This is a genomic window from Thiorhodococcus minor (assembly GCF_010820565.1).
Classification (GTDB): Bacteria; Pseudomonadota; Gammaproteobacteria; order Chromatiales; family Chromatiaceae; genus Thiorhodococcus; species Thiorhodococcus minor.
In genome coordinates this window covers 1-25,231 of sequence record NZ_JAAIJQ010000055.1, presented here as the reverse complement: position 1 = coordinate 25,231, position 25,231 = coordinate 1, and the positions used below count along the sequence as shown (strand labels likewise).

The 25,231-nt window shown below is 63.1% G+C and carries 20 protein-coding genes; 15 read left to right on the top strand and 5 right to left on the bottom strand.

The features are described 5' to 3' along the window. Positions 1–290 precede the first annotated feature (290 nt). The 10 genes from G3446_RS17080 (at position 291) to pyrC (ending at position 12,638) form a co-directional block, all read left to right on the top strand. Positions 291–2,150, top strand: coding sequence for a putative nucleotidyltransferase substrate binding domain-containing protein (locus tag G3446_RS17080; RefSeq protein ID WP_164454044.1), 1,860 nt, complete (start codon positions 291–293; stop codon positions 2,148–2,150). 48 nt (positions 2,151–2,198) lie between these two features. Next, positions 2,199–2,876, top strand: coding sequence for an exonuclease domain-containing protein (locus G3446_RS17075; protein ID WP_164454043.1), 678 nt, complete (start codon positions 2,199–2,201; stop codon positions 2,874–2,876). 154 nt (positions 2,877–3,030) lie between these two features. Further along, positions 3,031–4,977 (top strand): acetate--CoA ligase, encoded by a 1,947-nt coding sequence (gene acs / locus G3446_RS17070; RefSeq protein WP_164454042.1) that lies wholly within the window; start codon positions 3,031–3,033, stop codon positions 4,975–4,977. Between the two features lie 289 nt (positions 4,978–5,266). Beyond that, a complete protein-coding gene (locus G3446_RS17065) occupies positions 5,267–6,100 on the top strand; it encodes a LabA-like NYN domain-containing protein (RefSeq protein WP_164454041.1) in 834 nt (277 codons plus the stop codon). Between the two features lie 258 nt (positions 6,101–6,358). Then, the gene (gene pilB, locus G3446_RS17060; RefSeq protein ID WP_164454040.1) at positions 6,359–8,077 is read left to right on the top strand and encodes a type IV-A pilus assembly ATPase PilB; all 1,719 of its coding nucleotides are present in this window, start codon (positions 6,359–6,361) and stop codon (positions 8,075–8,077) included. A gap of 20 nt (positions 8,078–8,097) precedes the next feature. Continuing rightward, a complete protein-coding gene (locus G3446_RS17055; RefSeq protein WP_164454039.1) occupies positions 8,098–9,354 on the top strand; it encodes a type II secretion system F family protein in 1,257 nt (418 codons plus the stop codon). A gap of 4 nt (positions 9,355–9,358) precedes the next feature. After that, complete coding sequence (locus tag G3446_RS17050; RefSeq protein ID WP_164454038.1) at positions 9,359–10,249, top strand: prepilin peptidase; 891 nt, start codon at positions 9,359–9,361, stop codon at positions 10,247–10,249. Positions 10,250–10,257: 8 nt separating this feature from the next. Further along, complete coding sequence (gene coaE / locus G3446_RS17045) at positions 10,258–10,857, top strand: dephospho-CoA kinase (protein ID WP_164454037.1); 600 nt, start codon at positions 10,258–10,260, stop codon at positions 10,855–10,857. 204 nt (positions 10,858–11,061) lie between these two features. Continuing rightward, positions 11,062–11,316 carry a hypothetical protein gene (locus tag G3446_RS17040; RefSeq protein WP_164454036.1) on the top strand — a complete coding sequence of 85 codons (255 nt, stop codon included), beginning with the start codon at positions 11,062–11,064 and terminating at the stop codon, positions 11,314–11,316. A gap of 287 nt (positions 11,317–11,603) precedes the next feature. Continuing rightward, a complete protein-coding gene (gene pyrC / locus G3446_RS17035; RefSeq protein ID WP_164454055.1) occupies positions 11,604–12,638 on the top strand; it encodes a dihydroorotase in 1,035 nt (344 codons plus the stop codon). A 97-nt stretch (positions 12,639–12,735) separates the two neighbouring features. Here pyrC and G3446_RS17030 read toward each other — a convergent pair whose 3' ends face one another. Both G3446_RS17030 and G3446_RS17025 read right to left on the bottom strand, forming a co-directional pair. Next, positions 12,736–13,512: an MlaA family lipoprotein gene (locus G3446_RS17030; protein WP_425338407.1), complete on the bottom strand. Its 777-nt coding sequence runs from the start codon at positions 13,510–13,512 to the stop codon at positions 12,736–12,738. A 117-nt stretch (positions 13,513–13,629) separates the two neighbouring features. Continuing rightward, positions 13,630–14,523 carry a TraB/GumN family protein gene (locus G3446_RS17025; RefSeq protein ID WP_245232562.1) on the bottom strand — a complete coding sequence of 298 codons (894 nt, stop codon included), beginning with the start codon at positions 14,521–14,523 and terminating at the stop codon, positions 13,630–13,632. A 208-nt stretch (positions 14,524–14,731) separates the two neighbouring features. Here G3446_RS17025 and rnt point away from each other — a divergent pair, with 208 nt between their 5' ends. Then, on the top strand, positions 14,732–15,412 hold the full coding sequence (gene rnt / locus G3446_RS17020) for a ribonuclease T (protein ID WP_164454034.1): 681 nt from the start codon (positions 14,732–14,734) through the stop codon (positions 15,410–15,412). Between the two features lie 40 nt (positions 15,413–15,452). Here rnt and grxD read toward each other — a convergent pair whose 3' ends face one another. From grxD to G3446_RS17005, 3 genes are all read right to left on the bottom strand, one after another. Next, positions 15,453–15,788: a Grx4 family monothiol glutaredoxin gene (grxD, locus tag G3446_RS17015; protein ID WP_164454033.1), complete on the bottom strand. Its 336-nt coding sequence runs from the start codon at positions 15,786–15,788 to the stop codon at positions 15,453–15,455. 101 nt (positions 15,789–15,889) lie between these two features. Then, positions 15,890–17,677 (bottom strand): N-acetylglutaminylglutamine amidotransferase, encoded by a 1,788-nt coding sequence (locus G3446_RS17010; protein ID WP_164454032.1) that lies wholly within the window; start codon positions 17,675–17,677, stop codon positions 15,890–15,892. Between the two features lie 103 nt (positions 17,678–17,780). Beyond that, positions 17,781–19,325: a hydantoinase B/oxoprolinase family protein gene (locus G3446_RS17005; protein ID WP_342450146.1), complete on the bottom strand. Its 1,545-nt coding sequence runs from the start codon at positions 19,323–19,325 to the stop codon at positions 17,781–17,783. 258 nt (positions 19,326–19,583) lie between these two features. Here G3446_RS17005 and G3446_RS17000 point away from each other — a divergent pair, with 258 nt between their 5' ends. From G3446_RS17000 to ilvD, 4 genes are all read left to right on the top strand, one after another. Continuing rightward, entirely contained in the window at positions 19,584–20,165 is a 582-nt protein-coding gene (locus G3446_RS17000) for a superoxide dismutase (RefSeq protein WP_164454030.1), read from the top strand. Positions 20,166–20,470: 305 nt separating this feature from the next. Then, on the top strand, positions 20,471–21,649 hold the full coding sequence (locus G3446_RS16995; protein ID WP_164454029.1) for an aspartate aminotransferase family protein: 1,179 nt from the start codon (positions 20,471–20,473) through the stop codon (positions 21,647–21,649). A gap of 25 nt (positions 21,650–21,674) precedes the next feature. After that, on the top strand, positions 21,675–22,601 hold the full coding sequence (argF, locus tag G3446_RS16990) for an ornithine carbamoyltransferase (protein ID WP_164454028.1): 927 nt from the start codon (positions 21,675–21,677) through the stop codon (positions 22,599–22,601). Positions 22,602–23,151: 550 nt separating this feature from the next. Further along, a complete protein-coding gene (gene ilvD, locus G3446_RS16985) occupies positions 23,152–24,996 on the top strand; it encodes a dihydroxy-acid dehydratase (protein ID WP_164454027.1) in 1,845 nt (614 codons plus the stop codon). Positions 24,997–25,231 lie beyond the last annotated feature (235 nt).

Here is a 25,231-nt window from a genome sequence, read left to right as displayed (position 1 = left end):
TAAGGCCCCGCCTCTGGCGGGGCTTTTTCGTTAGATCATTCAGAAGGATGCCGCATACGACCGAGTTGCGGCCGCACGACAGAGGCTCTCACGCCCCGCCCCAGCCAACATTGAGAGAGTCAATTCAATAAATCCGTTTACCACCGAAACAGGACGCATTTTTCGTGATTCAATTGGGGATTGGCGTAGACTCATGGCGCCAGCACGACCTCCAAGAGCGGCGCGCAGACCCGCAGAAGCACGAAGAATCCAAGACTTTCCTTCACTGCACACCGAAGGGGTATTCCGCGATGGACGTCGAGCTCATCGAGATCCAAGAGTTCCTTGCCAGTCATCCACCCTTCGACCAGCTGCCGGCAGACGTCCTGCAGCGGCTGCCAAAGCGTCTGACGGTGCGCTACTTCCGCCGCGGCACCGCATTTCCCCCGACGGACCCAGAGCAGTCCTGTCTTTACATCCTGAGACGTGGTGCCGTCGAGCTGCGCGACGAGCAGGGCGAGCTCGTCGGCAAGCTCGCCGAGGGCGATCTCTGTGAGCAGCAATGCCGAAAGGATGCGCCCGAGCCCGGCTATCAAGGCAAGACCGCTGAGGACACCCTCGTCTATGTCCTACCATGCGCCGAGCTGACGGCGCTGCGCGCCCAGTCCGAGGCCTTCTCCGAGCACTTCGATCAATCGTTGTCGAACCGTCTGCGCAAGGCGCTGGATGTGGTGGTCGACACGCCGAGCACCGGCCTCATGACGGTGCGCGTCCGCGACATGGTGAAGCGCGGCCCCATCACATCCAGTCCGGATACAAGCATCCGCGACGCCGCCAAGATCATGTCCGAGCACCATGTCTCGTCGCTACTGATCATGGACGGCGAGCACCTGGCCGGCATGATCACCGACCGCGACCTGCGCAACCGTTGCGTCGCCGCGGGCCTGCCGACGGACAGGCCAGTGCGCGAGATCATGACGGAGAAGCTGGTGTCCGTGGACATGGAGACGCTTGGGTTCCAAGCACTGATCGCCATGACACGGCTCAATGTGCACCATCTGCCGGTGCTGGAAGACGACCGCGTCGCCGGGCTGATCTCCTCAACCGATCTCACACGTTTCCAAAGCGCCAACTCGGTCTACCTGGTCGGCGACATCCACCGCGCCGACTCCATCGAGACGCTGGTCAAAATCAGCGCCAAGGTTTCGGAGCTGCAGGTCCATCTAGTCACCGGCGGTGCGACCGCAAGCCACGTCGGGCAGGCGGTCAGCGCCATCACTGATGCCATCACTCAAAGGCTGATCGAGCTGGCGGAGGCGGAGCTCGGTAGCCCGCCGGTGCCCTATGCCTGGGTCGTCGGGGGCTCTCAGGCCCGCCGGGAGCAGTCGTGGCACTCCGATCAGGATAACGCCCTGGTCATCTCCGACCAGATGAAGCCGGACGATGAGCCCTACTTCGCCGCGCTCGCCAAGTTCGTCAACGACGGCCTGAACGCCTGCGGGTTCGTCTATTGCCCTGGCGACGTCATGGCGATGAATCCCAAGTGGCGACAGACGCTGCGGATCTGGAACAAGTACTTCACCAACTGGATTCTCAAGCCGGAGCCGATGGCGCTGATGCTCTCCAGTGTCTTCTTCGACCTGCGCCCCCTGCATGATCCAGCCGATCTCTTCGACGAGCTGCAGGAGCGGATGCTCGATCAGTCACGCGCCAATCGCATCTTCATCGCCTACATGGCGGCCAATGCCGTCAAGAACCGCCCGCCACTCGGTTTCTTCCGCAACATCGTGCTCATCCACGGCGGGGACCACGACCATACGTTTGACATCAAGCATCGCGGCATCGTCCCCATCATCGATTTGGCGCGCGTCTATTCGCTGACGGCGGGTATCCCCGAAACCAATACCATCGAACGGCTGCAAGCCGCGGCGGAGCGCGGGGCCTTGAGCAAGGACGGCGCGGCGAACCTCGTCGACGCGCTCGAGTTCATCGGAACGCTGAGGATTCGCCATCAGGCGGAGCAGCTCCGCAAGGGGCAAAAAGCGGACAACTTCCTCTCTCCGGACGAGCTCTCGCCACTGGAGCGCGGCCATCTGAAGGAGGCGTTCCTCTTGATCAACACCATGCAGGAATCGCTCGGACAACGCTATCAGGCGGGACGTTTTGCCTAAACTCGCGCGACTCCGGCCGATCGCTGGCGAGCGGCGGCATCCGGGCTAATGCCGCTCCTTCTCGATTGGCGACGCCGTTGGCAGTTGCGTCGCACTCCGCCAGGCCCGCTGCGGGACTACCTGACCCAGCCGTTCCCGCGGACGCGCACGGATTATCGCGAGCAGGAGTACTTGTCGGTCGATCTCGAGACCACCGGACTCGACGTTCGACAGGATCAAATCTTGAGCGTGGGCTATGTCACCGTGCGGGGGGCGACGATCGACCTCTCGACGGCACGCCACCGCGTCGTTCGTATCGATCGGTCGATCCCGGAGGCCAGCGCCGTGATCCACCAGATTACCGACGATCAGTCCGCGCAGGGCAGCGAGCTGAGCGAGGTGATGGAGGAAGTGCTCGCGGCGCTCACCGGCAAGGTGATGCTCGCGCATCACGCGACGATCGAGCAGGGTTTTCTGAGCAATGCCAGCAAGGCGTGCTGGGGGCGCGGACTCCTGATGCGGACCGTCGACACACAGGTTCTGGCCTACCGAACCTTCGAGCGACGGCAGATTCCCTATCAACCCTCTGATCTAAGGCTGTTCGCACTCGCCAGTCGCTACAATCTGCCGCGCTATGGCGCACACAACGCCTTGAGCGATGCCCTGACGGCGGCGGAGCTCTTCCTGGCCCAGGCGGCCTATCGCGATGACGGCAAGGGCTTGCCCCTCGCCGACTTCCTCTGTTGAGACAAATCCATCATGAGCACCGTCTAGATACTCGATCCTTCAAGGGTTTACTATTTCCCACCACCACCGCCAGCCAGCCAGCCGACGAAAGAGATCTATAAGGCGCGCGCTGGCTCAATCACCCAAGCAATCCAGAGCTGAGGAGACGACACCTATGTCGGAAGAAAAGGTCTATCCAGTCCCCGCGGACATCGCGACCCAAGCACACGTCAACGCCGAGCAATACGCGAGCCTCTACCAGCGCTCGATCGACGACCCCGATGGATTTTGGGCCGAGCAGGCCGAGAAGTTCGTGACCTGGACCAAGCCTTGGACCACGGTCATGGACTACAGCTTCGACGCGGACAACCTCCACATCAAGTGGTTCGACGGCGGCAAGCTCAACGTCTCCTCCAATTGCCTGGACCGTCATCTCGAGACCCGCGGCGACCAGGTCGCCATCATCTGGGAAGGCGACAATCCCGAGGAGGACCGCAAGATCACCTATCGCGAGCTGCATGAGGAAGTCTGCAAGCTGGCGAACGTCTTCAAGTCGCGCGGCGTCAAGAAGGGCGACCGCGTCTGCATCTATCTGCCGATGATCCCGGAAGCGGCGGTCGCCATGCTGGCCTGTACCCGTATCGGCGCGGTCCACTCCATCGTCTTTGGCGGCTTCTCCCCGGATTCGCTGCGCGACCGCGTGCTCGACTCCGAGTGCAAGCTGGTCATCACCTCCGACGAGAGCGTGCGCGGCGGACGCCAAATCCCGCTTAAGAAGAACGCCGACACCGCACTGAACGAGTGCCCCAACGTCGACACCCTGGTCGTCGTGCGCCGCACTGGTGGTAACGTCGAATGGACCGAGGGTCGCGACATCTGGTACGACGAGGCCATGGCGGCCGCATCCAACGACTGCCCGGCGGAGGAGATGGACGCGGAAGATCCGCTCTTCATCCTCTACACCTCGGGCTCGACCGGCAAGCCCAAGGGCGTGCTGCACACCACGGGCGGCTACCTGGTCTACGCCGCCATGACCCACAAGTACACCTTCGACTATCAAGATGGCGAGGTCTACTGGTGCACCGCCGACGTCGGCTGGGTCACGGGTCACACCTACATCGTCTATGGCCCCCTGGCGAATGGAGCCACCTCGGTGATGTTCGAGGGCATTCCGAACTACCCGGACATGTCGCGCTTCTGGCAGGTGGTCGACAAGCACAACGTGTCCATCTTCTACACCGCGCCCACCGCCATCCGCTCGCTCATGCGCGCCGGCGAAGAGCCGGTCAAGAAGACCTCGCGGAAATCGCTGCGCATCCTCGGCTCGGTGGGCGAGCCCATCAACCCCGAGGCCTGGGAGTGGTACCACAATGTCGTCGGCGACGGCCGCTGCCCCATCGTCGATACCTGGTGGCAGACCGAGACCGGCGGTCACCTCATCACCCCGCTGCCCGGCGCGACCCCGCTCAAGCCGGGCTCGGCGACGCGTCCCTTCTTCGGCGTCACGCCAGCCCTGGTGGACCCGGCCGAGGGCACGCCGATCGAGGGTCAGGGCGAAGGCGCCCTGGTCATCACCCGCCCCTGGCCGGCCATGATGCGCACCGTCTATGGTGACCACCAGCGCTTCATCGACACCTACTTCAAGCAGTATGCGGGCAAGTACTTCACAGGTGACGGCGCGCGCCGCGACGCCGACGGCTACTACTGGATCACCGGCCGTATCGACGATGTGCTCAACGTCTCGGGCCACCGCCTTGGCACCGCCGAGATCGAGTCCGCCCTGGTGCTGCATCCGCATGTCGCGGAGGCCGCAGTCGTCGGCTACCCGCACGACGTCAAGGGCCAAGGCATCTACGCCTATGTGACCCCCATGGCGGGCGTCGAGCCGACCGACGAGCTGAAGAAGGAGCTGGTCGCGCTGGTCCGTGGCGAGATCGGACCCATCGCAACCGTCGATATCATCCAGTGGTCGCCCGGCCTGCCGAAGACCCGCTCGGGCAAGATCATGCGCCGCATCCTGCGCAAGATCGCCGCAAACGAGATCGACTCGCTTGGCGACACCTCGACACTGGCCGATCCGACCGTCGTGAACGACCTCATCGACAACCGCGCCAATCAGTAATCTCCATGCAAGCCGCAGCGGCACCCGTCCTCCGGTTGGGCTGGACGGGCGCCGCTCGCAGCGCCTAATCTCCAATGCCGCATCGTCCCTTTATTCGAATGATCGCGGCGTCACCCTCCCGGAAGCCCGAGGATCGGCATGCTCCGGGCGCCTGTTTGACTTGCAGCCAGCTTCGCTCTTAGCGCAATACAGGGATTCGGAATGCTGGAAGGGATTTCCATTGAGTCGGCCGTGCCTTGTGCCGGAAGCCGACTTTTCTTTGATGAATTGAAAAGACAGAGGTCAGGTTTTGGGCTCGAATTTCAGAGTAGGAGTCTTCGTCGACGCTGAGAATGTGCGCTACAACGGCGGTTATCAGATGCGCTATGACGTGCTACGGCGCTTCGCGGCACGTGAGGGCGGCATCCTGCAGCGCCTCAATACCTACATGGCCTTCGATGCGGAGCGCGCGCGCGAGGACATCGAGTACCGCAAGAAGGCGTACGCCTATCAGCAGATGGTGCGCGACTTCGGCTGGAAGATCACGGTCAAGCTGGTACGGCGCTACACCGACGAGAATGGCAACGTCACGACCAAGGCGAACGCGGACCTCGACATGGCGGTCGACGCCATGCTTCAGGCCGATCGTCTCGATCAGGTCCTCTTGGTGACGGGCGATGGCGACTTCCTGCAAGTGGTCGAGGCACTTCAAAACAAGGGATGCCGCGTCGAGCTGATCGGCTTCAAGAACGTCTCGCGGCAGCTCCAACAGGAGGTCGACGCCTTCTATTCCGGCTTTCTCATACCGGACCTGCTGCCAATCTCCTACGAGCCGCGCAACGAATGGGGTAAGCCGGGATCCTGCGTCCGCGGCGTGTGCACCAAGTGGTTTCCCGAAAAGGGCTACGGATTCCTGCGGATCTTGGATCAGATCTCGCCCAATCTCTGGATCACCGATCCGCGCGAGGCGGGCTCGCCCTACGTCAGCGTCTTCTGTCACGCCAACGAGCTTGCCGAAGAGGTCACAGAAGACCTGCTGATGAATCGCGAAACAGTGCTGGAGCTCTATGTCAACGAGAGCGATCAGAAGGATAATGGCCTGGTTGCGAACAATGTCCGACTTGCCTTCTCCGTCAATCGATGAGCCTGAAAGCAGCAGTCGAGCCCCAAGGCGCTCAACGGGATCAACTGGATCGACGGGATATGCATGTCGGGAGGTCAGTGGATCGCTCGCGACGGCGCGCTCGCAGCAAGGGCAGCCCTAGCCTGGCGAGCAAACGATTGTTTTCCATACTGTCCGTTACGTCTTTGCCGCTCCGATCTCCGCGTCTAGGATAGCGGGCGGAGCGCCCGTGGCGGCCGATAGAGAGAACAGAGACAGCTCGACAGGAAAGGCGACCAAATGTCAAAGGATCAAGTAAAAGTCAAGCCCTCGGGACTCGCTTGGCGCCTGGTTAGGGATCAGCTGCTCTCCGAGCAGCAGATGCTCACCGCCTATGAAGAGGCGATGAAGGAAGGCGATGGCTTCGTGCAGCACCTGGTCAAGCAGAAGCTGCTCGACAGCCGCCATATCGCCTTGGCAGCCTCGCACGAGTTCGGCGTCCCCCTGCTCGACCTTGGCGCCTTCGACCTCTCGAGTCTTCCGATCAGCCTGGTGGACGAGCGCCTGATCCGCAGGCACCGTGCACTCCCGCTGCTGAAGCGCGGAAACCGGCTGTTTCTCGCCGTCTCCGACCCCACCAACGACCAGGCGTTGGAGGAGATCCGTTTCAATACCGGACTCTCGACGGACGCCATCCTCGTCGAGGAGGAAAGGCTCAACCTGGCGCTGCAGAACGCGCTCGAGGCGAATGACACGACCGCGATGAGCGAGTTCGCCGACGCCGACCTCGAAAACCTCGACGTGGAGGGCGGCGCGGACGAGGACGCCGAAGCCGCACTCGACGCCAACATCGACGAAGCGCCCGTCGTACGCTACGTCAACAAGATCCTGGTCGATGCCATCACCTCAGGCGCCTCGGACATCCATTTCGAGCCCTTCGAGAAATTCTTCCGGATCCGCTTCCGTCAGGACGGCATCCTGCGCGAGGTCGCCAGCCCGCCGCTGAACCTCGCCGGCCGGCTGACCGCGCGCCTCAAGGTCATGTCGCGCATGAACATCGCCGAGCGACGCGTACCCCAGGACGGACGCATCAAGCTCAAGCTGAGCAAGTCGCGCGACATCGATTTCCGCGTCAATACCCTGCCGACACTCTACGGCGAGAAGGTCGTTCTGCGAATCCTCGACTCGAGCGCCGCTCAAGTCGGCATCGAATCCCTGGGATTCGAGCTTGAGCAACGTGAGGCGTTTCTCAAAGCCATCAAGAAGCCTTATGGCATGATCCTAGTCACCGGCCCGACAGGCTCTGGCAAGACGGTGTCACTCTACAGCGCGCTCAATATCCTGAATGAGCCCGACATCAACATCTCGACGGTCGAAGACCCGGTCGAGATTCAGGTCGCGGGCATCAACCAGTGCAACATGAACCCCAAGTCCGGGCTGACCTTCGCCGCGGCCTTGCGGGCTTTCTTGCGCCAGGACCCGGACATCATCATGGTGGGCGAGATCCGCGACCTGGAAACGGCGGAGATCGCCGTGAAGGCGGCGCAGACCGGCCACCTCGTGCTGTCGACACTCCATACCAACGACGCCCCGCAGACGCTGACGCGTCTCGCCAACATGGGCATCCCACCCTTCAACATCGCGTCGTCGGTCTTGCTCATCATGGCCCAGCGCTTGGCGCGTCGGCTGTGCCCGCATTGTCGCAAGCCATTGGACCTGCCACGCGAGGCACTCAAAGAAGAAGGCTTCAGCGACGCCGAGATCGACGAGGGGCTGACGATTTATGGCCCGGTCGGCTGCGATCAATGCAACAAGGGCTACCGTGGTCGTGTGGGTATCTTCCAGGTCATGCCCGTCACGGAAGAAATATCTCGGCTCATCCTGGAAGGCGGGAACTCCATGCAGCTGGCCGAGCAGGCGGAGCGTGAAGGCATCGCGGATCTTCGCGCCTCTGGACTGCGTAAGGTCAAGGCTGGCACGACCAGCCTCGAAGAGATCAATCGCGTCACGAAGGAATAAGACACCACGGAGTCACCAAGATGGCACTGGCAGCAGCTACCAAAGCCAAACCCAAGGCGAAGCCCAAGGCCGAAAAGGCGAAGGTCTACACCTGGGAGGGCATGGACCGAAAAGGCTCCCGCATCAAGGGTGAAAGCCGGGCGGCCAACATCAACGCGGTGCGCGCGGACCTTCGGCGCCAGGGGGTCAACCCCACCAAGGTCAAGACCAAGCCCCAGCCCTTGTTCGGGTCGGGCAAGAAGAAGATCACGGGGCAGGACCTCTCGGTCTTTACGCGCCAGCTCGCCACCATGATGACGGCCGGCGTGCCGCTGGTTCAGGCCTTCGACATCGTGGGGCGCGGCCACGACAACCCCTCGATGCAGGATATGATCCTCGCGATCAAGCAGGACATCGAGAGCGGCACCGGGGTCTCGGTCGCGCTCAGCAAATATCCGGTCCATTTCGACGATCTCGTCTGCAGCCTCGTGGCCGCTGGCGAGCAGGCCGGCGTGCTGGATGTCCTGCTCGACAAGATCGCGACCTACAAGGAGAAGACAGAGTCGATCAAGGGCAAGATCAAGAAGGCGCTCTTCTATCCGGCCGCAGTCATTGCCGTCGCCATCATCGTCACGGTGGTGATCCTGCTCTTCGTCATCCCCCAGTTCAAGGACCTCTTCCAGAGCTTTGGCGCGGACCTGCCTGCCTTCACGCTCATGGTGATCGGACTCTCCGACATCGTGCGGGAATGGTGGTGGGCCATGCTGCTGGGGATCGCCGGAACCGTCTACGGCTTCACCTACATCTACAAGCGATCCAGAAAGCTGCGCCAGGTCATCGACCGCGCCTCGCTCAAGATCCCCGTCATCGGCGGCATTCTGAACAAGGCCGCCCTGGCCCGCTTCGCACGCACCCTCTCGACCATGTTCGCCGCTGGCGTCCCCCTGGTTGAAGCACTGCAATCGGTCTCCGGCGCCACGGGCAACATCGTCTATCAGGACGCCGTACTCAAGATGCGCGAAGAGGTCGCAACCGGCCAATCCCTGCAGCTCGCCATGCGCCAGCGCGACCTCTTCCCGCACATGGTCATCCAGATGACGGCCATCGGCGAAGAATCCGGCGCCCTGGACGACATGCTGGGCAAGGTCGCGGACTTCTACGAAGAGCAGGTCGACAACGCCGTCGACAGCCTCAGCAGTCTCCTAGAGCCCTTGATCATGGTCGTCATCGGCGGTTTGGTCGGTAGTCTGGTAGTCGCCATGTATCTGCCGATCTTCAAGCTCGCGGCGGTCGTCTAGCCCAATGCAGACACCAGAGCTGATCGCCCTCTTCCTGGAGCACCCTGGACTGCTCTATACCAGTATCGGCGTGCTTGGGCTCATCGTGGGGAGCTTTCTGAATGTCGTCATCCTGCGATTGCCGCGTATCATGGAGGCGAGCTGGCGGCGCGATTGCGCCGAGCTGAACGGCGAGGATGCCGATACAGAGGTCCCGAGCGAGCCGCCGCTCACCTTGTCCAAGCCGGCGTCGACCTGCCCGAGCTGCGGCCATCGCATCCGCGCCATCGAGAACATCCCCTTACTCAGCTATCTGGCGCTGCGCGGACGCTGCTCCGCCTGTAAGCATCCGATCGGCGCACGCTACCCGATCATCGAGACCGCGACCGGGCTCTTGAGCCTCATCGTCGTCATGCAGCTCGGGCTCACCTGGCAGATGCCCGCGGCACTGCTGCTCACCTGGGCGCTCATCGCGCTCGCGGTCATCGACTACGACACCCAATTCCTCCCAGACAGCATCACCCTGCCGATGCTCTGGCTTGGGCTCGTCCTGAGTCTCTTCGGTCTCTTCGCGGACACGCACGCATCCATTGTCGGGGCGGCTGCCGGATACCTTAGTCTTTGGCTCGTCTTCCATCTATTCCGGCTCGCCACAGGCAAGGAAGGCATGGGCTATGGAGATTTCAAGCTACTTGGCCTATTCGGCGCCTGGCTGGGCTGGCAAGCGCTTCCGCAGATCATCCTCTTGTCGGCACTGACCGGCGCCCTGATCGGCGTCGCCCTCATCCTCAGCGGCCGACACGAGCAAGGGAAGCCGCTGCCATTCGGCCCCTATCTCGCCGCGGCAGGCTGGATCAGCTTGCTTTGGGGGAATGAGATCAACGACGCCTATCTGCGTGCAACCGGGCTGATCTGATCGCGCCCATGTTTGTCGTTGCCTTGACCGGTGGTATCGGGAGCGGCAAGACCGCGGTATCCGACCTGCTCGGCAGGCTTGGAGCCGGGATCATAGATACCGACCTGCTCTCTCGCGAGCTGACCGCCCCGGGCACCCCGACCCTCTCGAAGATTTTCGAGACCTTCGGCAAGGAGGCATCCTTACCCAGTGGTGCACTCGACCGCGCCTATCTGAGGGAGAAGGTCTTCCAAGATGCGGATGCCCGAAGGCGACTCGAGCGCATCTTGCACCCCGCGATCCGCACACGCATGCTCGAGCGCCTCGCCGCGATCGAGGCGCCCTACGCGGTCTTGGTGATTCCGCTCCTGTTCGAGACCGGACAACAAGCGCTTGCCAATCGGGTCTTGGTCGTCGATGTCCCCGAGGAGGAGCAGATCGAGCGCGTGCGTCGTCGCAGCGGACTCTCACGCACTCAGACCGCGCGCATCATCGAGAGTCAGGTCTCGCGCCAGCAGAGGCTGGCGGGCGCGGACGATATCATCGACAACAGCGGCCCACCCTCCGCGCTAGCGCCACAAGTCGAGAAGCTCCACCAGAAGTATCTGCGTCTCGCCGCAGGCCCCTAGTCCGATTGGAGCCCCGCCGCGGGCCGGCCGCAGGATGGCGACCTTCTCGCTCGCCATTCCACCAGGACGGCCAATCCACGGGCGGACGTTTGCCTTTCGTGTACATTCATGATTAGCTTCTTCTGGCTCGCCGACGCCGGCGGGCGATCAGAGCACAGACGCACAGCGACAGAGAGGGGGAAGCCTATGAAGATCCGCATCTCAATGAAACAGTCGGTGATGGCACTCGCATCGGCATTGCTGATGGCAGCCATCGCCACTCAGCCGGCAACCGCGGAGTCATCCTGCAAGGGTCTCGACAATAGCCCCTGCGACTCCAAGGCCCAGTGCCACTGGGTCAATGGCTACACGCGCAAGGACGGCGTCAAGGTATCCGGGCACTGCCGGAAGTCGGCCTCCCGCAAAGGGGCCAAGAGCGAGCCGTCGAGCCGCTCCAGCAGCCAGAAGGATTCCAGCTGATTCAAGCTCGGCCGCACAGGGATGTGCCCTCGAGCCATCTGCTCCGCACGCCAAGCTCCCCTCACGACGATCTAGACGAGATCGCCCGCCTCTCAGGGCGTTACCAAGAGAAACGTCGGCCAAGATCGCCGGCACCGGCCTCCTTGGCAATCGCCGCTCGCCGAAGCACTCCCCGCAAGGCCCAGTCAAGATTGGCATAATAGACAAAGACGAGGCCCAAGACGCGGGCCCGACTGAATCCCCGCGCTCCGGCCTGCGAATCAACAGCGGACAAGACCATGCCAACCATCCAAAACCTAGAGATCACGCGCCCAGACGACTGGCACCTGCACCTGCGGGATGGGGAGGCCATGGCGGATGTCGCCCGGCTGAGCGCGCGACAATTCGGGCGGGCCATCATCATGCCGAATCTAAAGCCCCCGCTCGTCACGACGGACCAGGCGCTGGCCTACCGCGACCGCATCTTGGCAGCGCTTCCGGAAGGGAGCCGGTTTCGGCCGCTGATGACGCTCTATCTGACCGACAAGACGACACCGGACGAGATCGCAAAGGCCAAGGCGAGCGGCGCGGTCGCCGCCTGCAAGCTCTATCCGGCTGGCGCAACCACCAACTCGGAGAATGGGGTGACCGATCTTGCCCGGATCACTCCGATGCTCGAGGCCATGCAGCGCGAGCACCTGCCCTTGCTCGTGCATGGAGAAGTCACCGACCCGGATGTCGACATCTTCGACCGGGAGCTGCGCTTCATCGAGTCGCACCTGCAAGCCATGGTTGCTGATTTTCCCGAGCTCCGCATCGTCTTCGAGCATGTCACCACGGCAGAGGCCGTCGACTTCGTGCGGGCTGGACCAAGCACCCTCGCCGCCACCATCACGCCCCATCACTTGCTGTACAACCGCAACGCGATTCTTGCCGGTGGCATCCGTCCACACTTCTATTGTCTGCCCGTTCTCAAACGTGAGCGCCATCGACAGGCGCTCTTGGATGCGGCCACCAGCGGGCATCCGCGCTTCTTCCTGGGAACAGATAGCGCCCCGCACCCAGCTCAGGCGAAGGAAAACGCCTGCGGCTGTGCCGGCGCCTTCAGTGCACATGCCGCAATGGAGCTCTATGCCAAGGCGTTCGAGGAAGCGGGGGCACTCGATCGACTCGAGGCCTTTGCCAGCCATCATGGAGCAGACTTCTACGGAATGCCGCGCAACCTGGACAAGCTCCGTCTCCGGCGTGAGACCTGGGAGGTCCCCGCAGACTACCCATTCGGGGCCGATCGCGTCGTTCCACTCGGCGCTGGGGAGCCCCTGGACTGGCGCGTCCGAGACTGAGCCCGAGACGCGCAGACGAGGGGATTGCGCGCCTGGATGGATTCGAGGCGCCTCAGCTCACAGGACCAAGGCGTGCGTGCAGCGGGCTGAATGCCTGCTAGTTGCTGGCCGGAGCGGGTGTCCCGAAGTCGACCTCGTCCCAGAAGTCGTCTTGACCCTGTTGCGCTGGCGGATTGCCGTCGTAGACGAGATTCAAACGCCGCTGCAGGTAAGCGTCACGCAGGAAGCTGTATGGATCGATGGCCGCGTCCTCCAGAATGTCGCCCGCGGTCAACAGATCGGCGCGCCGGTCGACGACGCGCAGACCAACCAGCCCCCAATGGATCTTGTCATCCCGGAGATTGAAGAGGGGATCGGTCACGACATCACCAGCAAACCCTATGGTGCCGCGCATGGTGCTCGGCCCCAGAATGGGGAGAACCAGGTAGGCGCCCGGCTCGAGCCCCCAATAACCGAGGGTTTGGTCAAAATCTTCCTTGTAGCTCGGCAATCCCACATTGGTCGCGACATCGACGAAGCCGAGCAGCCCCACGGTCGTATTGATGAAGACGCGCCCGACATCGCTGCCAGCCCTGGACATCTTGAACTGCAAGACGTTGTTCGCGATCGAAGTGACGTCGGCGAGGTTATTGAAGAAATTCGTGACACCGCGGTCGACCTGCTCTGGCGTCACCTTCCGATAGCCAACCGCCACCGGACGCAGGAACGCCTTGTCGAAGTCCGTATTGAACCGAAATACCGCCCGGTTGAAAGGCTCGAGCGGATCGCGCTCATCGACGACCCGATCAGGATGACTCGCGCAGCCAAGCAAGAGCGAGGTTGCGGCCAGCGCTGCCCAGCGGGCAAGCCGATGCGAGCGGTTCTCCACAGCCATCATTCTTGCTCGATCTCCACACACGAAGAGTCCGAATCCTAACACAGGGCCGACTCAGGCCGAATGCTGCAAGCGCGTGCGAAAGATCAGCCGGAGCTCGAGCCCTCAACCGATCTCTCAGTAGAGCCGGTCGACGGAATACCCCATGTCGCGGAGCAATCCCACCACACCGGTATCGCCGGTCAGATGGAGGGCGCCGATAGCAATGAACCACCCGCCCTCGTCCAGGAGCGAGGCCATGCGACTAGCCATCCTAAGATTGCGGGCATCGACCACCCTGGTACGAAACAGCTCGGCCAGACGCGGCTCGCTCTCCTCCAAGTAGGCATCGCTCAGCCATTGCAGCCGGGCGAGATCACGTTGGAGATAGGCAAGCGTCAACTGCTCGAACATCTTCGGCAGCTCACCTCGAGCCTCCAGCGTCTCTTCGAGCAAGGCAATCTGGTCGGCCTCTTCCAGACGATCGAAGATGGCCAGCTGCTCTTCCATGGTCTCCAGTCCCGCGATCCGTTTATGCTCGGCGACGGCCCCGCGATAGAGTCTCATGTCGAGAAAATTGCCGGTCTTACCAGGCGGAGTGCTCAGTTGGGTCATGACGGCCCAGGGCTTGAAGTCCTTGAATGCCTCCTCCCCCATGCCCAGCTCCGCCAGGGCCTTCTTCACCTCGGCGTAGAGATCGAGCGACAAGACATCACGAAGCTGGCGACCGTCCGTGTAGGTCATGGTCATCATTGCCTTGATGATCGCCGACGCATCGGGGACAACCTCGAGCGCAAAACCGGGGCAGGCGTCGAAGGCGCCTTCGACCTGGGGTGGCAGCTCAGTGACGCGCGGGTCTTCGCTGTGAATGGTGCCGAAGAGGTAGCTCGGCGTATCCGAGCTGTCCGACCTGACCTCGAACAGAAGGCCATGGTCGGCCCCCATCGCCGCGACGCGAGCCGCAGTCGCCTGAGGGGAGACGCCAAGCAGCAGGACAAGCCAAAGGAGATGAGAACGGGCAACGGCAGTCAAGACACCAACCTCCATGCGACTCGTGCGTCCCGAGAGCAGGCCAGCTCGGCGCCCGTCACTCCGTCGCGAGACCGTCTTCTTTCAGGGCAGGCTAGCACACTGGAGTCTGACACCCGGAAGGCGGGAGGAAGGAAACCGAGCATGCCCGGCCCCAGAGCCGCGCAGCACGACGTTTGGAAAACCAGGCCGGCCAATTTATGCTGTCGCGATGAATGAGGAAAGACAGACTTTCGGCGGTATCGCACAACGCTTTCGTGGCTTCTTGCCCGTTGTGATCGATGTCGAGACCGCTGGGTTCGACGCGCAGCGCCATGCGCTGTTGGAGATCGCGGCCGTCATCATCAAGATGCAGCCTGATGGGCGACTAGAGCCTGGCGCCACATTGGCATGCCATGTCTTGCCCTTCGTCGGCTCGGAGATCGACCCGAAGGCACTCGCCTTCAATGGTATCGATCCGGCACATCCCTTCCGGGATGCGGTCTCCGAGCAGGACGCGCTGGCCAAGATCCTGACGCCGATTCGCAAGGCGGTGAAGACGCATGACTGCAACCGTGCGATCCTGGTCGGCCACAATGCGCATTTCGACCTCGGCTTTGTCAAGGCGGCAGTGGAGCGCACGGGCTACAAGCGCAATCCCTTCCATGCATTCAGCGTCTTCGACACCGTCACGCTCGCCGGCCTCATGTTCGGCCAAACCGTCCTCGCGCGGGCGGCGAGAGCGGCGGGGCTGCAATGGCAGAATGATGAGGCACATTCCGCGATCTACGACGCCGAGCAGACGGCCAAGCTATTCTGCACGATCGTCAACCGCTGGAGTGAGCTGACGCCGGATCATCCCTGGGAGAAAGGCGCAAACCTGATGGCGGGGCTTTCCGGCCCGGACGCCTAGGGGCCGCCCTTGCCGGCCGAGTCCGGCAGAGCGGATCGTACTAGCTTCCAGCCGCCTCGGATTTGGCGACCGCCTGCTCCATCATGGTCTTGAGCTCGCCGCTCGCATGAAGCTCGAGCGTGATGTCGCAGCCACCGACGAGCTCGCCATCGATGTAGATTTGCGGGAAGGTCGGCCACTCCGCATACCGGGGCAGATTCTCGAAGACCTCGGGATCCTGGAGGACGTTGACGTAGGCAAATGGCACTGCGCATTCCTGCAGTGCCGCCGCGGCCCGCATCGAGAAGCCGCATTGGGGGAACTGCGGCGTTCCCTTCATGTAGATGACGACTGGGTTGCCCTTCACCTGCTCTCCGATCCGCTTTAAGACGTCCACTACTCACCTCGTCTGACTATCGAACTTGTGAGGGCGAGAGTCGGGCCGCCAGGGCGCTTTTCAAGCAAGCTGGGCCTCGACGGATGTCAACGAGCCGATCATCAGGCAGCGGGCTTATCGACATGACGCTGCAGCCAGATTTCCAATAGCGCGAGATGCCACAGCTTGTTGCCTTGAATGCGCGTGTGATGCATGTCGGGCGCGGCAAGAAGCGCGTCGAGGTAGGGCTGACGGTAGAGCCCCCGCTCGCGACTGGCGCGTGAGCTCACGGCATCGCACATCATCTCGAGGAAGGGACCGCGGACGTACTTGAGCGCCGGCATGGGGAAATAACCCTTAGGCCGATCGATCACGACGTCCGGCAGCAGGCCACGCGCCAGAATCTTGAGTGGATATTTTCCACCATCGCGCAGCTTGAGCTCAGGGGGGCAAGCCGCCGCCAGCTCGACGAGCTGGTGATCGAGGAAGGGCACTCGCGCCTCGAGGCCCCAGGCCATGGTCATGTTGTCTACGCGCTTCACCGGATCGTCCACGATGAGCGTGGTCGCATCCAGGGCGAGCACCGCATCCATGAAGGAATCGGCATCTGCGTCATCGAGCCGCCCGGCGATCAGCTCCCCCGTGAAATCGTCCCGACCATAGTCGTCCGCGACCATGCGCAGGTATTCGTCATGGTCGCGGTCGAAGTAGTGCTTGCGGAAGCGCTCGAGACGCGAGCCCTGGGTCTCCGCCTGCATCCGCGGATACCAGAAGTATCCCCCAAAGACCTCGTCGGCCCCCTGCCCGGACTGGACCACCTTGATCTCGCGTGAGACCAGCTCCGAGAGCAAATAGAAGGCGACCGCGTCCTGGCCGAACATGGGCTCCGCCATGGCGTCGATGGCCTCGGGCAAACGGCTCAGCACCTGGTCGTTGGGCACCAAGAGCTTGCGGTGCTGCGTGCCATAGCGCTCGACCACCAAGTCGGAATACTCGAACTCGCTGCCCGCCTCCTCGGGCGTATCCTCGAAGCCGACCGAGAAGGTTCTGAGATCCGCGACCCCAACCTCCGCCAGCAGGGCGACGAGCAGGCTCGAATCCAGCCCGCCCGAGAGCAGCACGCCTACCGGAACGTCCGCGACCTCGCTGCGAATCTTGACCGCGTGACGCAACGCCGCGTGGATCTCCTCCAGCCATTCCTCCTCGGACCCTGCCGCGTGCGGGCGCCGCGCCGCCAGGGCCCAATAGGCCTCCTCCGTGCGGCGGCCAGATGCCTCGATCAGCATCCAATGCCCTGGCGACAGCTTGCGGACGCCGCGCAAGATGGTCCGCGGCGCAGGGACCACGGCGTGCAGGGTGAAGAGATGATGCAGGGCGACCGGATCGATGGCGGTATCCACGCCGCCGGCGGCGAGCAGCGCCTGAGGGTTGGAGGCGAACCGCAGAAGCGCCCCCTGCTCGCTCCAGTAGAGCGGCTTGATCCCGAAGCGGTCGCGCGCGATGAAGAGCGACCCCTGATTCGCATCCCAGACCGCGAATGCGAACATGCCGTGCAGTCGCTCCGCGCACTGGGTGCCCCAGGCATGCCAGGCCTTGAGGACGACTTCGGTATCCCCCTCGGAAAAGAACCTGTAGCCCAGCCCCTGCAGCTCGCTACGCAGCGCCGGGTAGTTGTAGATGGCGCCATTGAAGACGACCGCCAGGCCCAGCTCCGCGTCGACCATCGGCTGGTTGGAGCGTACCGTCAGGTCGATGATCGACAGACGACGATGACCGAAGCCCAAGGCGCCATCGCTGTAGCTGCCGCCGTGATCCGGACCGCGCCGGACGAGTCGCGACATCATCGCCTCGATCGATGCGAGGTCGACGGGTGCGCCATCGAATCTCAGCTCGCCGCAGATACCACACATGCCAGGAATCCCCAGTTATTGCCAAAGAAGACCGAGCGCGGCCCGCCGCGGACCGCATCGGTCTCGACACCCGGGACCGAGCCCCCGCAAACCGCTAGCACCCTCAGGCCCTGGACCCGCAACCGCCGCCACCCGGCGTTTCGATGGCGAGCAGGTCTCCCGGCTGCAGAGAAACCCGGACCTTGCCCGAGATCTCAGCCCCATTGAGGCGATTTCGGCCACTCGCCCCCGGCTCACCACCGGCGCTACCCCAGGGTCGACTGCGACGACGCTCGGTTAGCAAGGTCGCCTCGGCCGCCCCCAAAAAACGGAGCTCGCGCACGAGACCCTCGCCACCAGGGCACGCGCCACCGCCGCCCGAGCCGTCGCGAAGCCCGTAGCGCTCGACCCGGAGCGGAAGCCGCGCCTCCAGGACCTCGATCGGCGTATTCAAGGTATTGGTCATATGCGTCTGAACGCCAGACCATCCCCCGCCATGGACGCCTGCCCCCATGCCGCCGCCGATGGTCTCGTAATAGTCCCAAGCCGCCCCGGGGGCGGCGCAGCCCATCGCGAGATTGCTCATGCTGCCACAGCTGGCGGCCGGCATGCCGTCCGGGATGGCTTGAGCCAAGGCACCCATGACGACGTCGACGAGCCGCATGCTCGTCTCCACATTGCCGGCCGCGACGGCGGCCGGGCGACAGGCGTTGACCAGGCAGCCTTCGGGCGCTTCCAGGGCGATCGGCCGAAAGCTGCCCGCACAGGCCGGTGTCTGGGCTGGCATCAAGCAGCGGAAGACGTAGAGCACGGCGGCGGCGGTCACGGCAAGCGGACAGTTGATATTGCCCTGCACCTGCGAAGCCGTGCCCGAGAAGTCCAGGTGGATACCAGATGCCGAAGCACGTAGCGCGAGCCGAATCGGGATGTCGCGCGCCCCCTGACCATCATCGTCCATGACGTCCTCGAAACGATAGACGCCCTCCGGGATATCGGCCAAGACGGCCCGTGCGAGGCGCTCTCCATAGGCGTTCAGGTCCTCGAGAGCCAGATCCAACGCCGCTCGCCCCATGACGCGGACAAGCTGACCCAATCGCGCGACACCTGCGTGGTTTGCACTGATCTGGGCGAAGAAATCGCCGCGGGCGTCGCTCGGATTTCGCGTCGCGCCGACAATGCGCTCCAGCACCTCGTCGACGACTGCCCCATTGCGCAAGAGATGGCTGGGCGGAATGATGAGCCCCTCATCGAAGAGGCTGCGGGAGATGGGCATGGACCCGGGCGAGCTCGCACCAATGTCGGCGTGATGCGCGCGATTGACGACGAATGCGGTGATCTGCCCCTCGACGAAGAGCGGGGCGACGAGGGTGACGTCGGGCAGGTGGGTGCCGCCGAGATAGGGGTCGTTCAGAACCAGCATGTCGCCGTCCGCCCAGTCGACGCGCGACACGATACCCGCCATCGCGAATGCCATGCTCCCAAGATGCACCGGGATGTGCGCCGCCTGGGCCGCCAGCTGCCCAGAGCGATCGAAGATGGCGCAGGAGAAGTCCAAGCGGTCCCTGATATTCGGGGAGAGCGCAGCCTGACGCAGAACGACGCCCATCTCTTCGCAGATAGCGTCCATCCGGCTGGCGAATAGGGCGAGGTCGATTGGGCTGAGTGACACGGATGAGGCCTTCGGTCGGGAGCCAGACTGCATGGTCACACAGCGATCCGCGATCTTGCAAAAGGCCGCGACTGACGCCACTCCCTCGTTCGAGACAGAAGATGCGCAGCAACCGGGGTACCAGGGGTCCGAGTCTCGTCTAGCCCATCGGCCTCACGCACACGGGTTGACATCCTGGCTACTCGATCCAAGGTGATGAGGTACTTCGGCGAGCACTCCTCCTTACAGACAAGCACAATACAACGGGAGACAGAACCCATGGCCTTTGAGCTACCACCCTTACCATATGACAAGAACGCCCTCGAGCCGACCATCTCGGCGGAGACCTTGGAGTACCATTACGGCAAGCATCACCAGACCTATGTCACCAAGCTGAACGATGGCATCAAGGGGACAGAATTCGAGGGCATGTCGCTCGAAGACATCATCAAGAAGTCGTCCGGCGGCATCTTCAACAATGCCGCGCAGGTTTGGAATCACAGCTTCTACTGGAGCTGCCTGAGCCCCAACGGTGGCGGCGAGCCGAGCGGCGCGCTGGCGGAGGCCATCGCCGCGAAGTTCGGCTCCTTCGACCAGTTCAAGTCCGAATTCGAGACCGCGGCGGCCGGCAATTTCGGCTCCGGATGGACCTGGCTGGTGAAGAACGCCGACGGCTCGGTGGAGATCTTCAACACCTCGAACGCGGGAACACCCATGACCGAGGGCAAGACGGCCCTCCTCACGGTAGACGTTTGGGAGCACGCCTACTACATCGACTACCGCAACGCACGCCCGAAATACCTCGAGAGCATCTGGGCGAAGATCAACTGGGAGTTCGTCGCGTCCAACTTCGCGGCCTAAGGCGATTGCCGGAAATTCTTAGCCCAGGTGGCGCCGGATTGAGGTCCGCCTTCAAGGAGCGTTGGCAAGAGCATCGCCGGGCGATGTGACTGTCGAGGCGACACAGAAGGGGGGCGTCAAGACAAGGCAGATGGTATGAGAATTGACCGAAATCGCCTAACCCTTCGTATTCCATGCTAAAAACTTGTAAACGGCGCAAGTAACGCGGTATATTTCCGCACTTCGCCTTACACAGAAAGGCGGTTTCCGCGTGAGGAACCGCCTTTTTTATTTTCCTTTTGCAGCTCAATCGGGGTCAGTCCGCCATGAGCGAGCCCTTGATGGCCACCTATAAGCGTCTACCCGTGACCTTCGCGCGCGGTGAAGGCATCTGGCTCTGGGATACCGACGGTAAGCGCTACCTGGACGCGCTCTCGGGGATCGCGGTCTGCGGCTTGGGACATGCGCACCCCGCCGTTCGTGACGCCTTGTGTGAGCAGGCCGGCCTGCTCGTCCATACGTCCAATCTCTACCAGATCGCGGAGCAAGAGCGCCTTGGCGCCATGCTCACCGAGCAGGCGGGGATGGACAGGGTGTTCTTCGCAAATTCCGGCGCGGAGGCGAACGAGGCGGCGATCAAGCTCGCCCGCCTCCACGCGCATCGCAAAGGGATCGAGAATCCCGCGATCCTAGTTGCCGAGAACAGCTTCCACGGGCGCACCCTCGCAACGCTTTCGGCCACTGGCAACCGCAAGGTGCAAGCCGGTTTCGAGCCCCTGGTTCAAGGCTTCGTTCGCGTCCCCTACGACGACATCGACGCGATCGAGACTGCCGCGGCAAATCGGCCCAACATCGTCGCAATCCTGATCGAGCCCATTCAAGGCGAGGGCGGCATCAATATCCCGGCCGAGGACTACCTCCCTCGGCTGCGGCAGATTTGCGACCGGGAGGGCTGGCTGCTCATCCTGGACGAGATCCAGACGGGCATGGGGCGCACGGGCGCGCCGTTCGCGTTCAATCACGCCGGCATCCTCCCGGATGTCGTGACGCTCGCCAAGGGCCTCGGCAACGGCGTGCCGATCGGGGCCTGCCTCGCACAGGGCGAGGCGGCGGAGGTCCTGACGGCGGGCTCGCACGGCTCGACCTTCGGCGGCAGCCCGCTCGCCTGTCGCGTCGGCCGGGCCGTGCTCGAGACGATTGCGACCGAGAAGCTCGCGGAGAAGGCTGCGCAGCGCGGGGCCTACTTGCTCGACGCCTTCAAGGACGCCCTCGGCGACAAGGTCGGCGTCGTCGATATCCGCGGCCGCGGACTCATGCTCGGCATCGAGCTCGACCGCCCCTGCGCGGAGCTCGTGGGCACAGCCCTGCAAGCCGGGCTGCTGATCAACGTCACCGCAGAGCGCGTCATCCGGCTCCTCCCGCCACTGATCATCGAGCAAGACGACGCGGATCTGCTGATTCAGAAGCTCACGGATATTGTCATCGCCTTCCTGGGCGACGCCTGAGTGCGACGTCGCGGAGACACCCTCTATGCTCGCCCCAACGAATTCATGCCGTCATTTCCTCAAGCTCAGCGACCTCACCGCTGAGGAAGCCCGCAGCCTCATCGATCGCGCGATCGAGCTCAAGCGCATGCACAAGAGCGGAGAGGACTACCGACCGCTCGCGCATCGCACCCTGGCGATGATCTTCGAGAAGTCATCGACCCGCACGCGCGTCTCTTTCGAGGCGGGCATGTTCCAGCTCGGTGGCCACGCGCTCTTTCTGTCGCCTCGAGACACCCAGCTTGGCCGAGGCGAGCCCATTGAGGATAGCGCGCGCGTGATCTCGCGGATGGTCGACGCCGTGATGATCCGGACCTTCAAGCAGGAGACGGTCGAGCGCTTCGCGGCCCACTCCGAGGTCCCGGTCATCAACGGTCTGACGGACCGACTGCACCCTTGCCAGACAATTGCCGACCTTCAGACGTTCTACGAGCACCGCGGCGATATCCGCGGCAAGCGAGTCGCCTGGATCGGTGACGGGAATAATATGTGCCACTCTTTCATGGAAGCGGCACAGCTATTCGACTTCGAGCTGAGCATCGCCTGCCCCGAGGGCTACGAGCCGGACACGGACTTCATGGAAGCAGCTGGGGATCGCTGCACCCTAGTGCGCGATCCGCAGGAAGCGGCGGCTGGGGCCCATCTCGTCGCCACGGACGTTTGGGCGAGCATGGGCCAGGAAGAGGAGCAGACGCGTCGCGAGACCGCCTTCGGTAGTTTCCAGGTGGATGACGCCGTCATGGCCCGCGCATCCAAGGACGCCCTCTTCATGCACTGCCTGCCCGCCCATCGCGGCGAAGAAGTCTCCGCATCCGTCATCGACGGCCCCCAGTCGGTCGTCTGGGACGAGGCCGAAAATCGACTTCATGCCCAGAAGGCGCTGCTCGAGCGACTCATCGCCCCACATCAATAGCTCACCCGCCAGCGACAGAGCAGCACCTGTCAATTCGCTGGTGATCCTGGCCGGCCGTGCCTCCAGCGCCTTGTCGCCGGAAGCGAGACAGGGATAGGCAGTGTCCCCTGGTGGCGCGCAGACTACGGCTAATGGCTGGAAGCTGAAAGCTCTCCGCGCCCCAAGGCCGAGAGCCCTTTCTCGCCCCCAAGCTCCCCCGCGCCCTCGCCTTCTATGACGAGACTCGTTGCAATCGACCGCACAGTCGCATCACCCTAGGCGGAGCAGTCAGCTACCAGCCGCCAGCGGAGGAAAATCAGACAGTTTCTGGGTTTTCTGGCCGGCCAGCCGCTCACCCGCTGGGTGATGACTCGGAGAAGACCTGAAAGCAGCTCCAATCTAAAGCTCTGAGCTGGCTGCTGGTGGCTGGCAGCTCCTTCTAGGATCACCCATCTCAGCCGCCCTGCGGCCGGCCGACCGTCGAAGCGAAAGGTTTATACTGAGGCCATCCGATTCGTTCGGCAGTTTATTCGTTCGGCACTCCATTCATTCGGCACTTCAGGGTCTTTCAATGCCTCAATATCGCTCAAGAACCAGTACCCACGGACGCAACATGGCAGGAGCGCGCGCACTCTGGCGCGCCACCGGCATGAAGGACGGCGATTTCGACAAGCCCATCATTGCCGTCGTCAACTCCTTCACTCAGTTCGTGCCTGGCCATGTGCACCTGAAGGACCTAGGCCAGCTCGTCGCGCGCGAGATCGAGGGCGCCGGAGGCGTCGCTAAGGAATTCAATACGATCGCCATCGATGACGGGATCGCCATGGGGCACAATGGCATGCTCTATTCGCTGCCATCCCGCGAGATCATTGCCGACTCGGTCGAATACATGGTCAATGCGCACACGGCGGATGCCATGGTATGCATTTCAAACTGCGACAAGATCACCCCCGGCATGCTCATGGCCGCACTGCGGCTGAACATCCCGGCCGTTTTCGTCTCTGGTGGTCCCATGGAGGCGGGCAAGGTCCTGCGCAACGGCTCGGAGCTCCATCTCGACCTCGTCGACGCCATGGTTGCCGCGGCGAATCCGCAGGAGACGGACAGCAGCGTCGCCGAGATCGAGCGATCGGCGTGCCCCACCTGCGGCTCATGCTCCGGCATGTTCACCGCGAACTCCATGAACTGCCTCACCGAAGCTCTGGGCTTGAGCCTCCCGGGCAATGGCTCCTTGCTCGCCACGCATGCCGCTCGCAAGGAGCTGTTCCTCGAGGCGGGCCGGCTCATCGTCGCGCTCGCAAAACGCTACTACGAGCAGGATGACGCCAGCGTGCTGCCGCGCTCCATCGCCACCTTCGATGCCTTCGAAAATGCCATGAGCCTCGATATCGCCATGGGGGGCTCGACCAACACCGTCCTGCACCTCCTTGCCGCGGCTCGCGAGGCCGAGGTGCCGTTCAGCATGACAGATATCGATCGGCTCAGCAGGAAGGTGCCGAATCTATGCAAGGTCGCGCCCGCCACGCAGCAGTACCACATGGAGGATGTACACCGCGCAGGCGGCGTCATCGGGATCCTCGGCGAGCTCGACCGCGCGGGCCTGCTCCACAGCGAGACTGGCACAGTGCATAGCGAGTCACTAGCAGCAGCGCTCGAGGACTGGGATGTCGCTCGTTCCGAGTCTCAGCGCGCGCAGGCTCGGTTTCTCGCCGCGCCCGGCGGTGTTCCGACCCAGGAGGCGTTTAGCCAATCGGCCCAGTGGGAAGCCCTGGACCTCGATCGCGCCTCCGGTTGTATTCGAGACCTCGAGCATGCCTACAGCCAAGACGGAGGGTTAGCCGTCCTTTTCGGCAACCTTGCCGAGGACGGCTGTATCGTCAAGACCGCCGGCGTCGACAAGGAGATTCTGACCTTTGCCGGCCCTGCTAGGATCTTCGAGAGCCAAGAGGATGCCGTCAACGCCATTCTCACCGATCGGATCAAGCCAGGCGACATCGTCATCATCCGCTACGAGGGCCCGAAAGGCGGGCCCGGAATGCAGGAGATGCTCTACCCAACCAGCTATCTCAAGTCAAAGGGCCTTGGGAAGCAGTGCGCCCTGATTACCGACGGGCGCTTCTCCGGCGGCACATCCGGCTTATCCATCGGACACGTCTCCCCAGAAGCCGCACAAGGCGGCACCATCGGTCTCGTCGAGGAAGGGGACGGAATCGAGATCGATATCCCCAATCGGCGCGTCCACCTCGCCGTCTCCGATGAAACGCTTGCCAAGCGCCGCAAGCAGATGGACGAGCAGGGAAGCCAGGGCTGGCAGCCACAAAGCCGTGAGCGCCAAGTCTCGTCGGCACTGAAGGCCTACGCAGCGCTCACAACCAGTGCGGCTAACGGTGCGGTAAGAGATATCTCTCAGCTCTAGTCGCCACCGCCTCAGCCCCGGCAGACCAATACCAGAAGGTCTGCCGGGATTGTCGGCACACCAGCCCCCCTTGATGTCCCCAGTCGTTTTTCGCCGCGCGCGGCTGGGTCATGGCTCTGTTGGAGAGGCGGCGCGGATGTGGGTGATGGTCTTTCTCGCGCGCAAGAAAAAACCCCCGTCACTGAGTGGCGGGGGTTTTGGGATAAGGCCCTGGCGGTGACCTACTTTCGCATGG